The sequence below is a fragment of the Pseudomonas sp. SWRI77 genome, from assembly GCF_014269105.1.
In the GTDB taxonomy this organism is placed as follows: Bacteria; Pseudomonadota; Gammaproteobacteria; order Pseudomonadales; family Pseudomonadaceae; genus Aquipseudomonas; species Aquipseudomonas capeferrum.
Genome location: NZ_JABWRV010000018.1, coordinates 112039 through 126556, shown reverse-complemented (window position 1 = coordinate 126556; position 14518 = coordinate 112039). Strand labels below are relative to the sequence as shown.

At 62.6% G+C, this 14518-nt stretch carries 11 protein-coding genes, 1 tRNA gene and 2 pseudogenes; 6 read left to right on the top strand and 8 right to left on the bottom strand.

What is annotated here, in order from left to right:
- Positions 1–33 precede the first annotated feature (33 nt).
- Positions 34–109: transfer RNA gene (locus tag HU766_RS17905), tRNA-Glu, on the bottom strand.
- A 354-nt stretch (positions 110–463) separates the two neighbouring features.
- On the opposite strand from HU766_RS17905, the gene HU766_RS17900 reads away from it, so the two are divergent.
- A complete protein-coding gene (locus HU766_RS17900) occupies positions 464–1231 on the top strand; it encodes a hypothetical protein (protein ID WP_033700600.1) in 768 nt (255 codons plus the stop codon).
- A gap of 49 nt (positions 1232–1280) precedes the next feature.
- Here HU766_RS17900 and HU766_RS17895 read toward each other — a convergent pair whose 3' ends face one another.
- Entirely contained in the window at positions 1281–1763 is a 483-nt protein-coding gene (locus tag HU766_RS17895) for a GAF domain-containing protein (RefSeq protein WP_033700602.1), read from the bottom strand.
- The gene (locus tag HU766_RS17890; protein WP_033700604.1) at positions 1764–2651 is read right to left on the bottom strand and encodes an ATP-binding protein; all 888 of its coding nucleotides are present in this window, start codon (positions 2649–2651) and stop codon (positions 1764–1766) included.
- 63 nt (positions 2652–2714) lie between these two features.
- Here HU766_RS17890 and HU766_RS17885 point away from each other — a divergent pair, with 63 nt between their 5' ends.
- On the top strand, positions 2715–5072 hold the full coding sequence (locus HU766_RS17885) for a response regulator (RefSeq protein ID WP_186659405.1): 2358 nt from the start codon (positions 2715–2717) through the stop codon (positions 5070–5072).
- On the opposite strand, the gene HU766_RS17880 is transcribed toward HU766_RS17885, so the two are convergent.
- Both HU766_RS17880 and msrB read right to left on the bottom strand, forming a co-directional pair.
- Complete coding sequence (locus HU766_RS17880; RefSeq protein WP_186659397.1) at positions 5062–5550, bottom strand: glutathione peroxidase; 489 nt, start codon at positions 5548–5550, stop codon at positions 5062–5064. The genes HU766_RS17885 and HU766_RS17880 overlap by 11 nt on opposite strands.
- 13 nt (positions 5551–5563) lie before the next feature.
- Positions 5564–5959 carry a peptide-methionine (R)-S-oxide reductase MsrB gene (gene msrB / locus HU766_RS17875; protein ID WP_033700607.1) on the bottom strand — a complete coding sequence of 132 codons (396 nt, stop codon included), beginning with the start codon at positions 5957–5959 and terminating at the stop codon, positions 5564–5566.
- 167 nt (positions 5960–6126) lie between these two features.
- Here msrB and HU766_RS17870 point away from each other — a divergent pair, with 167 nt between their 5' ends.
- Positions 6127–7338, top strand: coding sequence for a pyridoxal phosphate-dependent aminotransferase (locus tag HU766_RS17870; protein WP_033700608.1), 1212 nt, complete (start codon positions 6127–6129; stop codon positions 7336–7338).
- A gap of 308 nt (positions 7339–7646) precedes the next feature.
- The gene (htpX, locus tag HU766_RS17865) at positions 7647–8534 is read left to right on the top strand and encodes a protease HtpX (protein ID WP_016715101.1); all 888 of its coding nucleotides are present in this window, start codon (positions 7647–7649) and stop codon (positions 8532–8534) included.
- Between the two features lie 57 nt (positions 8535–8591).
- Here htpX and HU766_RS17860 read toward each other — a convergent pair whose 3' ends face one another.
- On the bottom strand, positions 8592–9242 hold the full coding sequence (locus HU766_RS17860; RefSeq protein ID WP_033700609.1) for a thiopurine S-methyltransferase: 651 nt from the start codon (positions 9240–9242) through the stop codon (positions 8592–8594).
- Between the two features lie 111 nt (positions 9243–9353).
- On the opposite strand from HU766_RS17860, the pseudogene HU766_RS17855 reads away from it, so the two are divergent.
- A pseudogene (locus HU766_RS17855) lies at positions 9354–10122 on the top strand (class III extradiol ring-cleavage dioxygenase).
- 153 nt (positions 10123–10275) lie between these two features.
- Here HU766_RS17855 and HU766_RS17850 read toward each other — a convergent pair.
- Positions 10276–11992: pseudogene (locus HU766_RS17850) on the bottom strand (DEAD/DEAH box helicase).
- A 298-nt stretch (positions 11993–12290) separates the two neighbouring features.
- A complete protein-coding gene (locus tag HU766_RS17845) occupies positions 12291–13046 on the bottom strand; it encodes a spermidine synthase (RefSeq protein WP_186659396.1) in 756 nt (251 codons plus the stop codon).
- A gap of 116 nt (positions 13047–13162) precedes the next feature.
- Between HU766_RS17845 and HU766_RS17840 the strand changes: the two genes are divergently transcribed.
- Positions 13163–14509: a 3-deoxy-7-phosphoheptulonate synthase class II gene (locus HU766_RS17840; RefSeq protein WP_033700615.1), complete on the top strand. Its 1347-nt coding sequence runs from the start codon at positions 13163–13165 to the stop codon at positions 14507–14509.
- The last annotated feature ends 9 nt before the right edge of the window (positions 14510–14518 follow it).

The following is a 14518-nucleotide window of genomic DNA, read 5'->3' as shown; positions in this document are numbered from 1 at the left end:
GTCGTGCTCTACCAACTGAGCTATTCCCGCAAATGGCGTCCCCTAGGGGACTCGAACCCCTGTTACCGCCGTGAAAGGGCGGTGTCCTAGGCCACTAGACGAAGGGGACACGCTGCAAGCATTTACATGCTGCTTTCACTTCCTGCCGCGTTCCGCTGTGTGCTTTACGCTGCAAGTGGCGCGCATTCTATGGATGCGACGGGGAGCCGTCAACCCCTTTGTAGAAATTTATTTAAATCAATGACTTCGGTCCATCTGAGTGCCCCTGCCAAGGAGTACCCGAGGTTTGGCGTTGATTTTCTGACGGCACCTCGGCAAGCTCGGTATCAATGTGCCGGCATCCGGTAGCGCTATTGTAGTTATAGGGCACGTGGCCGATATAAAAAGAGATTTGCCTGCCAGGGCCTCTCGCGGGCAAGCCTGCTCCTACACTGATGCATAACTTCTTCATGAGGCATTAACGGTGACACCACTTCTGATCACCCTGCTCATCGTGGCGGGTATCGCGTTACTGATCGTGATCGGCTACCTCAACAATGTAGTCGAAAACAGCAAGCTCGAACGCGCGCGGCTGAAAGTCGAGCTGGCCGATCGCTTGCGTCGCTGTGGCGAAATCACCGAGACCTTTCCCGGCCAGTTCATGACCCCGGCGCTCAAACTGCTGCTGACCCGCCTGGAGCTGAACCTCAACCAGCGTCAGCTGGCGGTGGACAAGCACAACGCCGAGCTCAAGGCGCGAATTGCCGAACTCGAAGGCCTGATTGCCCTGGGCGAAAAGATCCCGGTGAACAACCCCCCCAACCCGATCCAGGCCGAGGCCAAGGCCAAGGACGTGCGTTTTCTGCTTGAAGCGTTGCACAACCAGGTAGCCCGCGCCGCCCAGGAAGGCTTCCTGCCCGCCAGCGAGGCCAAGCAATGGGTCAAGGAAGTCCGTCATATCCTGGTGCTGTTGCACATCGAGTTCTTCAACAACCTTGGCCAGCAGGCCCTGCAGAAGGGCCAGCCGGGCCAGGCGCGCCTGGCTTTCGAGCGTGGTGTGCAGTACCTGCGCAAGCAGCCGGAGCCGAAAGTGTATGAAGAGCAGTTGACCTACCTGGAGAAACTGCTGGCCCGCGCCAATGCGCAGGTGCTGGACCAGATGGAGCCGGCACAGAACGAGCAAAATGAATTGAATGAAGGTCTCAAGACCGATGAGGAAGAGACCTGGAAGAAAAAAGCAATGTACGACTGATTCGGTAATCCTGTACCGCTCCCACAGGGGCCGGTACAGGCAAACACACTCAGCAGTCGGTCAATTCCAGGAAGATCGCCACCAGGCGCTCCATTCCTTGCTGATCATCCTCACTGAAACGCCCAAGCTTCGGGCTGTCCAGGTCCAGCACGCCAATCAACCGCCCCTCTTTCACCAACGGGATCACCAGCTCGCTGTTGGACGCACTGTCACAGGCAATGTGCCCCGGGAACGCGTGCACATCCTCGATCCGTTGGGTTTGCCGCGTAGCCGCCGCTGCACCGCACACACCCTTGCCGAACGGAATCCGCACACAGGCCACCTGCCCCTGGAACGGCCCGAGCACCAGCTCATCGTTACGGTTGAGGTAGAACCCCGCCCAGTTCAGGTCATCCACCTGGTTATACAAGAACGCCGAAAACTGCGCGGCGTTGGCGATGAAGTCACGCTCGTCGGCAAACAGCGCCTGCACTTGCGCAGCCAGCAGGCGGTAGCCGTCAAGGCCGGTACCACTGGCATTGAGGTCGATCATTTATTTCTGCTCCAGCAATTGCAGCCCGACCCAGTAGCGGGCGAACTGATAGGCACAACGGCCATTACGGTTGCCGCGGCCGGTGGCCCAACGCACGGCGAGGATGTCCAAGGCTTCGTCACGCTGCCAACTCAGCCCGGCAGGGCGCGCCAACTGGCCGATCCAGTGTTCGACCACGTTGAGGAAGTGGTCTTGGGTGAAGGGGTAGAACGACAGCCACAGGCCAAAACGGTCAGACAAGGCGATCTTGTCTTCCACCGCCTCGCTGGGGTGGAGCTCGCCATCGACCCGCTTCCAGTTCTCGTTGTCGCTCTCTTTCTCGGGCACCAGGTGGCGGCGGTTGGAGGTGGCGTACAACAGGACATTGTCCGGAGCCTGCTCCAGCGAGCCGTCGAGCACGCTCTTGAGCACCCGGTAGTCGCCCTCACCGGCTTCGAACGACAGGTCGTCGCAGAACAGGATGAAGCGTTGCGGCAGTTTCTGCAGTTGCTCGACTACCCGCGGCAGGTCGGCCAAATGGTCACGTTCGATTTCGATCAGGCGCAGGCCGGCACCTGCGTGCTCGGCCAGCAGGGCGCGCACCAGCGACGACTTGCCGGTGCCGCGCGAGCCCCACAGCAGCGCGTGGTTGGCCGGCAGGCCGTTGATGAACTGGTGGGTGTTACGGCCCAACTGGTCACGCTGCTGGTCGACGCCAATCAGGTCGGACAGGCGAATGTCCAGGCTGACTTCCAGCGGCATCAGGTAACCGCTGCGGCCATCGCGCTGCCAGCGGGCGGCCAGAGTGGTGTGCCAGTCGATGTCCGGGCGCAGTGCCGGCAACAGGGGTTCGAGGCGCGCCAATACCGATTCGGCGCGGTCCAGGAAAGCAATCAAGCGGGCGTCCATGACGACTCCTACACATTCAGATTCGGGGCGGCAATAGCCGCCAGCAGCCGGGGTTGATCGGCTATGCTTGCGCAGCGCAAGGGACGAGAAACCGGCTCGGGACTCATGGATATAAAGTTCACCAATCGCCTGTCATACAAGCAAGCCCGGTTGACAGTCCTGGTCGGCTTCATCCTGGGAACATTGCTCAGTCTCATCCAGATCGGCATCGATTATGCCAGCGAAGACGCGTCCATCAACCGCGAAGTGCGTGCACTGCTGCAAATCAGCCACAACCCGGCTTCACGCATCGCCTACAACATCGATGCGGAACTGGCCCTGGAGCTGACCCGCGGCCTGCTGCAATCGCCGGCGGTGGTCCGCGCGCGGCTGATCGACAACAACGACACCGTGCTGGCCGACGTCGAGCGCCCGCGCCTGGAAGACCGCTACCGGCCGCTGAGCGACTTTCTGTTCGGCGAACAGCGCCAGCTGCAGGACCGCCTGTTCCTTGCCCACATGCCCGAAGAATACCTTGGCACCCTGTACCTGGATGTCGACACTTATGCCTTCGGCAGCCGCTTCCTCGACCGCGCCGGCGTCACCCTGCTCACCGGTTTTGCCCGCAGCCTGGTGCTGACCGGCATTCTGCTGGCGCTGTTCTACATGATGCTGACCAAGCCGCTGGTGAACGTGATCGGTGCGCTCAGCGCCAGCGACCCGCGCAAGCCACGGCAAACCCGGCTGGAATGCCCCCACGGCCACGAGCACGATGAAATCGGCGTGCTGGTCAAGGTCGCCAACCAGCAGTTCGTCAGCATGGCCACCGAGATCGAGCAGCGGCGCACCGCCGAGAACCGCCTGACCCAGTACCTCAACGAGCTGGAAGACATCGTTTCGGCGCGCACCGACCAGCTCAAGGCCAGCAACAGCAGCCTGAGCCAGTCCAATCAAGAGCTCGAAGAAGCCCGCCGTCGCGCCCTCGACATGGCCCAGGCGCGGGCGGCCTTCCTGGCCAACATGAGCCATGAGATCCGCACCCCGCTCAACGGCATGCTCGGCATGATCGCACTGGCCCTGGACAGCCCGCTGCCCAACGAGCAGCGCCAGCAGATGACCATCGCCCACGACTCAGGCAAGGTGCTGGTGGAGCTGCTCAACGATATTCTCGACCTGTCCAAGTTCGATGCCGGCCAGCTGGAACTGGAGCGTATCGCCTTCGACATGGGCTCGATGGTCGAGGACACCGCCAACCTGCTGTCACAGAACACCGCACAAAGCGTCGAACTGACCTGCCTGATCGCCCGCGACTTCCCCAGCAGCGTGCTCGGCGACCCGACACGGGTGCGCCAGGTGGTCAGCAACTTGTTGTCCAACGCGCTCAAGTTCACCCGTTTCGGCCGCGTCGACATACGTTTGGCAAAGATCGTCGGCGGTGTGCGCCTGGAGGTGCGCGATACCGGCATAGGCATCCCGGAAGAGGCCCAGGCGCGGATCTTTCAGCCGTTCACCCAGGCAGGCGCCGGCATTACCCGCCAGTACGGCGGCACCGGCCTGGGCCTGGCCCTGACGCGCAACCTGTGCAAGGCCATGCACGGCCATCTGCATATTCAGTCCGAGCCGGGCTTTGGCAGCCGGTTCAGCGCAGAGTTGCCGCTGACCGCCCACACCGAGGCTATCCCGCCCGCGCCGCTGCAGGGGCGTGTGGTGGCCTTGAGCAATGCCGGCAGCGGGCTGCATGAACTGTTGCAAGACCTGTTACCCGCCTGGGGCCTGGCGTACCAGCGCCATGACAGCAGCGCAGGCCTGGATGCCACGCAGATCGACCTGCTGATCACCGATGACCTGGAGCATCTGTTCGAGCTGCGCCCGGCGATGAAAACGCCGCTCCTGCTGGTGACCGCCTATGGTAATTTCCTCTCCAGCGAGCAGTCCGTCAGCCTGGCGCCTTTGCATCAACTGGCCCGGCCACTGGCCCGCAACGCCCTGTACCAGACCCTGCGGCGCACCCTTCAAGGCCATGAGCCCGAGCACCCGCTGGCCAACCCGAGCACGGCTGTGGAACAAGGCCGCGCGCGGATTCTGCTGGTGGAGGACAACCCGGTGAACCAGCTGGTGGCCAAGGGCATGCTGGCCAAGCTCGGCTGCCAGGTGCAAGTGGCCAGCCAGGGTGCCGAGGCCTTGGAATGCCTGGAGCAGGACGAGTTCGACCTGGTGCTGATGGATTGCAACATGCCGGTGATGGATGGCTACGAAGCCAGCCGACGCATTCGCCAGAGCGGCCGCTGGCCTGAGCTGCCGATCGTCGCGCTGACCGCCAATGCCATGCCCGAGGAGCGTGAGCGCTGCCGCGCCGCAGGCATGAACGACTACCTGGCCAAGCCGTTTCGCCGCGAAGAGCTACTGGCACTGGTCGATCACTGGGTGCCCGTCAGCGGCTGAGCAGGCGCTCGATATCCGCTTCCAGGGCCTGCGGCTTGGTGGTCGGCGCATAGCGCGTGACCTGGCCGCTGGCCGGGTCGAGCAGGAACTTGGTGAAGTTCCACTTGATCTTCTGGCTGCCCAGCAGGCCCGGGGCACGTTGCTTGAGCTCGACGAACAGCGGGTGCGCACCGGGCCCGTTGACCTCGACCTTGCGAAACAACGGGAAGCTCACGCCAAAATTGCGCTCGCAGAACTGCGCGATTTCCCTCGCTTCGCCCGGCTCCTGCTTGCCGAACTGGTTGCAGGGAAAGCCCAGTACCACCAGGCCACGCTCGCGATAGTGCTGCCACAGCTGCTCCAGGCCCTTGTATTGAGGGGTGAAGCCGCACTGGCTGGCGGTGTTGACCACCAGCAGGGCCTTGCCTGGGAAGTCACCGAGTTTCTTGTACTCGCCGCTCAATGTCACGCAGGGGATATCCAGCATCGATCCAGCCATGTTCGGGCTCCGGTCAGTCGCGCGGTTGCAGGTCGATGCACACCGAGTTGATGCAGTAACGCAGGCCGGTCGGCGGTGGGCCGTCGGGGAACACGTGGCCCAGGTGGGCATCACAGCGGGCGCAGGTGACTTCGGTGCGGATCATGCCGTGGGTAGTGTCGCGGATTTCGATCATCGCGCGGTCTTCGATCGGCGCGTAGAAGCTCGGCCAGCCGCAGCCGGAATCGAACTTGGTCTGGGCATCGAACAGCGGCAGGTTGCAGCAGATGCAGTGGTAGATGCCGTCGCGGCGCTCGCTGTTGTACTTGCCACTGAACGGGCGCTCGGTACCTTTCAGGCGGCACACCTGGTACTGCTCGGGGTCGAGCATCGACTGCCATTGTTCAAGTGTCTTGTCGATCTTTTGCATGTAGGGACCTCGGCAGGCTTAATTTCACCCCGCGCCGTCTTTTCCGTAACGCGGGTGGCACGTATATTAGTTGGCTTCGTGTGCCAGGCGTTCAGTCTGGCACCCGCGCCCTGCCCTTTCAAACCTTTCGACGGGGCGTTGCGCGTATTCTCAACCGGGACCCCATCATGCAGTTCAGCAAATCGAACAAGCTCGCCAATGTCTGCTACGACATTCGCGGCCCAGTGCTCAAGCACGCCAAACGCCTGGAGGAGGAAGGCCACCGCATCCTCAAGCTGAACATCGGCAACCCGGCGCCGTTTGGCTTCGAGGCGCCGGACGAAATCCTTCAGGATGTGATCCGCAACCTGCCCACCGCGCAGGGCTACAGCGACTCCAAGGGGTTGTTCAGCGCGCGCAAGGCGGTGATGCAGTACTGCCAGCAAAAAGAGATCGAAGGCGTCACCATCGAGGACATCTACCTGGGCAACGGTGTGTCCGAGCTGATCGTCATGTCGATGCAGGCACTGCTCAATAACGGCGACGAAGTGCTGATTCCGGCCCCGGACTACCCACTGTGGACCGCTGCGGTGAGCCTGGCTGGCGGCAAGCCGGTGCACTACCTGTGCGACGAGCAGGCCGACTGGTTCCCTGACCTTGAGGACATCAAGGCCAAGATCACGCCGAACACCAAGGCCCTGGTGATCATCAACCCGAACAACCCGACCGGCGCGGTTTACTCCAAAGAGCTGCTGCTGGGCATGCTGGAGCTGGCACGCCAGCACAACCTGGTGGTGTTCTCCGACGAGATCTACGACAAGATCCTCTACGACGAAGCCGTGCACATCAGCACCGCCTCGCTGGCGCCAGACCTGCTGTGCCTGACCTTCAACGGTCTGTCCAAGTCGTACCGGGTGGCGGGCTTCCGCTCCGGCTGGCTGATCATTTCCGGGCCTAAACACCACGCCCAGAGCTACATCGAAGGCATCGACATGCTGGCCAACATGCGCCTGTGCGCCAACGTGCCGGCCCAGCACGCCATCCAGACCGCCCTGGGCGGCTACCAGAGCATCAATGACCTGGTTCTGCCACAAGGCCGCCTGCTGGAGCAGCGCAACCGCACTTACGAGCTGCTCAATTCGATCCCCGGCGTGAGCTGCGTGAAGCCGATGGGCGCGCTGTATGCGTTCCCGAAGATCGACCCGAAAGTGTGCCCGATTCACAACGACGAGAAGTTCGTGCTCGACCTGCTGCTGTCAGAGAAGCTGCTGATCGTACAGGGCACGGCGTTCAACTGGCCGTGGCCGGACCACTTCCGTGTGGTGACCTTGCCGCGGGTAGATGACCTGGAGCAGGCAATCGGGCGGATCGGGAACTTCCTCAAGGGTTATTCGCAGTAAATTCCGGCGCGTTCCGGGGCAAGCACGCTCCCACAGATGCAACCCCGTACCTGAGGGTTGTGGAATTACTGTGGGAGCGGCGGTGCGGCGATCCGACTTGCCCCGCGAACGGGCTGCAAAGCAGCCCCCGCAATCCCATATGATGTCTCTTACATCCTGCAACGCTCTGCCTCACAGCCCCAGCCTTTTCCTCTGCCATACTCCGCCGTACACAGTTTGAAATAGTCGCCCGATTGAATCGGCACGGCTTGCCCCTTATATACCCCGCAGTAAGCAACACACTCATCCGTCAGGAGAACGTAACAACCATGATGCGCATTCTGTTGTTTGTAGCCACCAACCTCGCGGTGGTGCTGGTTGCAAGCATTACCCTGAGCCTGTTCGGTTTCAACGGGTTCATGGCCGCCAACGGGGTCGACCTCAACCTCAGCAGCCTGCTGGTGTTCTGCGCCGTGTTCGGTTTTGCCGGCTCCCTCGTCTCGCTGTTCATCTCCAAGTGGATGGCGAAGATGAGCACCGGTACCCAGATCATCTCCCAGCCGCGCACCCGCCACGAGCAGTGGCTGTTGCAAACGGTCGAAGAGCTGTCGCGCGAGGCCGGCATCAAGATGCCCGAGGTGGGTATCTTCCCCGCGTACGAGGCCAATGCCTTTGCCACCGGCTGGAACCGTAACGACGCCCTGGTGGCCGTATCCCAGGGCCTGCTCGAGCGCTTCTCGCCCGATGAGGTGCGTGCGGTGCTGGCCCACGAAATCGGCCACGTGGCCAACGGTGACATGGTCACCCTGGCACTGGTGCAGGGCGTGGTGAACACCTTCGTGATGTTCTTCGCCCGCATCATCGGCAACTTCGTCGACAAGGTCATCTTCAAGAACGAAGAAGGCCAGGGCATCGCCTACTACGTGGCGACCATCGTTGCCGAATTGATCCTGGGCATCCTGGCCAGCATGATCGTCATGTGGTTCTCGCGACGCCGCGAGTACCGCGCCGACGAAGCCGGTGCGCAACTGGCCGGCACGGCCGCGATGATCGGCGCCCTGCAGCGCCTGCGCGTGGAGCAAGGCCTGCCGGTGCACATGCCGGACACCATGAAGGCCTTTGGCATCAATGGCGGCCTCAAACACGGCCTGGCAGGCCTGCTGATGAGCCACCCGCCACTGGAAGACCGCATCGAGGCGCTGCGTCGCCGCGGTTGAGCCACCCGCTAAAAACAAAGGGCGACTTCGGTCGCCCTTTTTTACGCGGCTACCCCATCAGAGCTGTATGCGATACACCCGCTCAAGCAGGCTCGTCGCACCCGCCTGAACGAACTTTTCGCTCTGCTCGATAATTTCCACGGCTTCCAGCGCCTGCACCTCGCCACCCGCAAACCCCTGCCGAACCTCAGCGTCCGCCACTGAAAACGGCGGGCCGGGCAACAGCGCCTGGTCATAACCCAGCGTCACCAACAGCCCTTGGCTACCCGACGGCAACCCCTCAGCCAGTAACTGCATGTACCGCAAGCGCATCTCGGGCGGCAAGGCAATCAACGCCGCGCGGTCATAGAACCCCGCGCAATCGGCCAGGTCCTGCGCCTGCAAGGCAAAGAAATCGCCGCACCACACTTCTACCCCGCCACTGCGCCAAACCTCGAATTCGCCCCTGTGCAACACCTCGGGCTCAAGCCTGTGCTCACGGAAAAAGCCCTCTACCGCCCGCCGCGACAGCTCCACGCCCAGCACGCGATGGCCCTGCCCTGCCAACCAGGCCAGGTCCAGGCTCTTACCGCACAACGGCACCAGCACTTGGCTGCCAGGCGCCAACGCCAGCGCTGGCCAGTGCGCCTGCAAGTAGGGATTGACCTGCGCTTGATGGAAGCCGATCTGGTTGTCGGCCCACCGCTTGTGCCAGAACGCTGGCTCCATGACTGCTCCTATACTGATCGAGCGCTTCGATAGAAAGCGCAGAAAACTTGGTTTGGATTTCGATCGGTAACTGATCGAAGATGACAGCATCTTAACCCTCAGGACCTCACCATGCTGCCCAGCCTTTTCATTTCCCATGGTTCCCCCATGCTGGCCCTGCACCCGGGCGCCAGCGGGCCGGCGTTGACCGGGCTGGCCAATGCCTTGGCGCAGCCCAAGGCAATCGTGGTGGTGTCGGCGCACTGGGAAAGCCGCGAGCTGGTGGTGACCGGCAGCAAGCAGCCCGAGACCTGGCACGACTTCCACGGCTTCCCCCCCGGCGCTGTACGCCGTGCAGTACCCAGCACCCGGCGAGCCTGCACTGGCCGAACAGGTGTGTGCGTTACTGGGCGCTGCTGGCCTGCCAGCACGTACCGATACGCACCGCCCCTTCGACCATGGCGCCTGGGTACCGCTGAGCTTGATGTACCCGAGCGCCAACATCCCAGTGATTCAGGTTTCGCTGCCCAGCCAACAGGGGCCTGCCTTGCAGTTACAGGTCGGCCAGGCGCTGGCCGAGTTGCGCCTGCAGGGCGTGCTGCTGATTGGTTCGGGCAGTATCACTCACAACCTCGGCGAGTTGGACTGGCATGCCGGGCCGGACGCGATCGAGCCTTGGGCGTTGGCGTTTCGGGATTGGGTAGTGCAGCGGCTGGCCGAGGATGACCGTGCGGCGTTACTGGATTACCGACGCCAGGCGCCGTTTGCAGTGCGTAACCACCCCAGCGATGAGCATTTGTTGCCGCTGTTTTTTGCGCTGGGGGCTGGGGGCGGGTTCGGCGTGGTGCACCAGGGGTTCACCTTGGGCGCACTGGGGATGGATATCTATCGGTTCGACTGACGAGCCTCTTCGCGGGACAAGCCCGCACCCACAGATGGATAGTGCTTTCAAGCCCAATGCCATACCTGTGGGAGCGGGCTTGCCCCGCGAAGCAGCCGGCACAGGCAAAAAAAATCCCCAGCGCATGCCGGGGATTTTTTTATTACGCCAGGATCAATCCTCGCGGTAGCGACGCAGCTTCAGCTGCTTGCCAGCCACACGGGTATCCTTGAGCTTGGTCAGCAAACGCTCCAGGCCGTCTTCCGGCAGCTCGACCAGGCTGAAGCTGTCGCGTACCTGGATACGGCCGATAGCGTCACGGGCCAGGCCGCCTTCGTTGAGGATCGCACCCAACAGGTTCTTGGCAGCGATGCCGTCACGGGCACCCAGGGCAGTACGGCAACGCACGCGGCCTTCGGCCAGCGGCATTGGCGCGCGACGCTCACGGTCACCGCGGTCACCACGGTCACTGCGCTCGGCACGTTCACCGGTACGCTCACGCGGAGCACCAACGCCCGGTACCAGCGGCTGTTCACGCTCTACCGCAGCCAGGTCCAGCGCCTGACCATTGGTTGCTTTGCGCAGCAAGGCCGAAGCCAGGGCACGCGGGCTGCAACCCAGGTCGGCGGTCAGACGGTCGAGCAGGTCGCCATGAGTGGCTTCCGATTCGGCCACCAGCGGCGCCAGGCTCGAGGTCAGCTTCTTGATGCGTGCATCCAGAACGGCCTGGCCATTGGGCAGGCGAGCTTCGGCAACCTTCTGCCCGGTAACACGCTCGATCACCTGCAGCATGCGGCGCTCACGCGGGGTTACCAGCAGCAGCGCACGGCCTTCGCGACCGGCACGGCCAGTACGGCCGATACGGTGTACGTAGGACTCTGGGTCGTACGGCATGTCAACGTTGAACACGTGAGTGATGCGCGGTACGTCCAGGCCACGGGCAGCAACGTCGGTAGCGACGACGATGTCCAGGCGGCCATCCTTGAGCGAGTCGATGACGCGCTCACGCTGGTTCTGGGCGATGTCACCGTTCAACGCAGCAGCCTTGTAGCCTTTGGCTTCCAGCGCGGCGGCCAGGTCCAGGGTGGCTTGCTTGGTACGCACGAAGGCGATCAGCGCGTCGAACTCTTCGACTTCCAGCAGACGCAGCACAGCCGGGATCTTCTGGTCGGCATGCACCATCAGGTGAGCCTGGTCGATCGCGGTAACGGTCTGGGTCTTGCTCTGGATCTTGACGTGCTTGGGTTCACGCAGGTGACGCTCGGCGATCGAACGGATCGACGACGGCAGGGTTGCGGAGAACAGTACGGTCTGACGGCTGGCCGGGATGGCATCGAAGATCACTTCGAGGTCGTCCATGAAGCCCAGCTTGAGCATCTCGTCGGCTTCGTCCAGTACCAGGTACTGTACGGTCGACAGGACTTTTTCGTCACGACGCAGGTGGTCGCACAGACGGCCCGGGGTAGCAACGACGATTTGTGCGCCGTTACGGATGGCACGCAGCTGTGGGCCCATCGGGGCACCACCGTAAACAGCGACCACGTTAACGCCCGGCATCTGCTTGGCGTAGGTTTCGAAAGCGGTAGCAACTTGCAGCGCCAACTCACGGGTTGGCGCCAGGATCAGGGCTTGCGGTTCGCGCTTGCTCACGTCGATCTTGTTGAGGATCGGCAGGGCGAAGGCAGCGGTCTTGCCGGTGCCAGTCTGCGCCTGGCCGATCATGTCGTGACCGGCGAGGATGATCGGGATCGACTGATGCTGGATGGCGGACGGCTCTTCATAGCCGGTAGCCAGCACAGCAGCAACAATATTCGGATTGAGTTCGAGAGCGGCGAATCCGCCGGTTTCCTGGGTCATGGGTCTGCCTCTAGGTGCATCCGCAAAGACCCATGCTCCAAAGCTGCACATGCCTTGAAAGACCAGAAGGTCACCCAGGCAGCTTTGGCGGCGGGGATTTGCGAAAACGATTGAAAAAGAAAAACTTGGGAAGGTCCGCCTAGCGGACGAACAGCCGAAGCTGGACTCGGAGGATTTGCACCACCTGATTTTGAGGTCCGCTAAAAGACCGGCGCGTACTATACCCGAATTAACGGGTTACGTGAGGAAAATTTTCGGGGGCAAGGGCCAGTATCGCGCCATCAGCCAACCGCAGGCTGAATCGATTCCTGCCTACCCTACGCTACCGGCCTTCAGGTCGCCGGCCGGATCTCACGGATCAGGCTGGCCAGGCTATACCCCAACTGCGGCGCCAGCGCCTCGGCCCGCGCCCGCAAACCGTCCAGGTCCAGCATCTGTTCCAAGTCCGCCGGCACCAGCAGGATCACATTACCCTCCTTCACCGGCAGCTCCCAGTAATGGCGGTGGTACAACCCGCGCAACAGCGCCGCGCCCAGCGGCTTGCCGTCATCGCTGGCCCATTGGTTGATCACCAGCCAACCGCCTGGGTTGAGCTGCTTCTGGCAGTTTTCCAGGAATGTCCAGGCCAGGTGCCCGACACCCGGGCCGTGGTCGGTATAGAGGTCGACGAAAACCAGGTCGGCCTTTTCGGCGCTGGGCAGCAGTTCGAGGGCATCTCCCACCCGCACGTAAAGGCGCGGGTCATCGTCCAGGCCCAGGTATTCCATGGCCAGGCGCGGCACGTCCGCGCGCAGCTCGATGGCCTCGATGTCCTCCAGCGGCAGGAACTTCATGCACGCCTGCGTCAGCGTACCCGCGCCAAGGCCCAGAAACAGCGCACTCTCTGGCTGCTCGTGGCACAGCGCACCGACCAGCATGGCGCGGGTGTAGTCATATTCCAGCCAGCTCGGGTCGGCGGTGAACACGCAGCTCTGCTCGATGGCATCGCCGAACTCGAGAAAACGGTAGTCGTCCACCTCGTACACGCTGATGACGCCAAAGGCATCTTCGACCCGTGCCAGTAGCCGCTCTTCCCGTTCCGCCGTCATGTTCGCCACTCGCCCGTGCAAAAACGCGCATTGTCCGCCAACACCCCCGATGCAACAAGCACGACGGCAGCTGTTACCATGGCCAAAAGCCTATAACCGACAACATCGAGCCCGAGATGAACGCACCGTGGAGCCCTGACAGCTGGCGTGCCCTGCCGATCCAGCAGCAACCGACCTACCCCGACGCCGCGCACTTGCTCAAGGTCGAGCAGACCCTGGCCAGCTACCCGCCACTGGTGTTCGCAGGCGAGGCCCGCGAGCTGCGCCGGCAGTTCGCCGAGGTGACCGAAGGCCGCGCCTTCCTGCTGCAGGGCGGCGACTGCGCCGAGAGCTTTGCCGAGTTTTCGGCGGCGAAGATCCGCGACACCTTCAAGGTGCTGCTGCAGATGGCCATTGTCATGACCTTTGCTGCCGGCTGCCCGGTAGTCAAGGTCGGGCGCATGGCCGGGCAATTTGCCAAGCCACGCTCATCGGGCGACGAAACCATTGGCAACGTCACCCTGCCCGCCTACCGTGGCGACATCGTCAACGGCATCGGTTTCGACGAAAAAAGCCGCATCCCCGACCCGGACCGCCTGCTGCAGGCCTACCACCAGGCCACCGCCAGCCTCAACCTGTTACGCGCCTTTGCCCAGGGCGGCTTTGCCGACCTGCACCAGGTGCACAAATGGAACCTGGACTTCATCGCCAACTCGGCGCTGGCCGACAAGTACCATCAGCTGGCCAACCGCATCGACGAGACCCTGGCCTTCATGCGGGCCTGCGGGCTGGACAGCGCGCCGCAACTGCGCGAGACCAGCTTCTTCACCGCCCACGAAGCGTTGCTGCTCAATTATGAGGAAGCGTTCGTGCGTCAGGACAGCCTGACCGGCGACTACTACGACTGCTCGGCGCACATGCTGTGGATCGGCGACCGCACGCGCCAGCTCGATGGCGCCCATGTGGAGTTCCTGCGTGGCGTGCATAACCCGATCGGGGTCAAGGTTGGCCCAAGCATGAACCCCGAGGAGTTGATCCGCCTGATCGACACCCTCAACCCAAGCAATGACCCTGGCCGCCTGAACCTGATCGTGCGCATGGGGGCCAACAAGGTTGGCGACCATCTGCCAGGGCTGATCCGCACCGTCGAGCGCGAAGGCCGCAAGGTGCTGTGGAGCTCCGACCCGATGCACGGCAACACCATCAAGGCCAGCAGCGGCTACAAGACTCGCGACTTTGCGCAGATTCTCGATGAGGTGAAGCAGTTCTTCCAGGTGCACCAGGCCGAAGGCAGCCATGCCGGCGGTATCCATATCGAAATGACCGGGCAGAACGTCACCGAGTGCATCGGTGGTGCCCGGCCGATTACCGAGGATGGCTTGTCGGACCGCTACCATACCCATTGCGATCCGCGGATGAACGCCGACCAGTCGTTGGAATTGGCGTTTCTGATTGCCGAAACCCTCAAGCAGGTTCGGCGCTGAGGTTCGGGC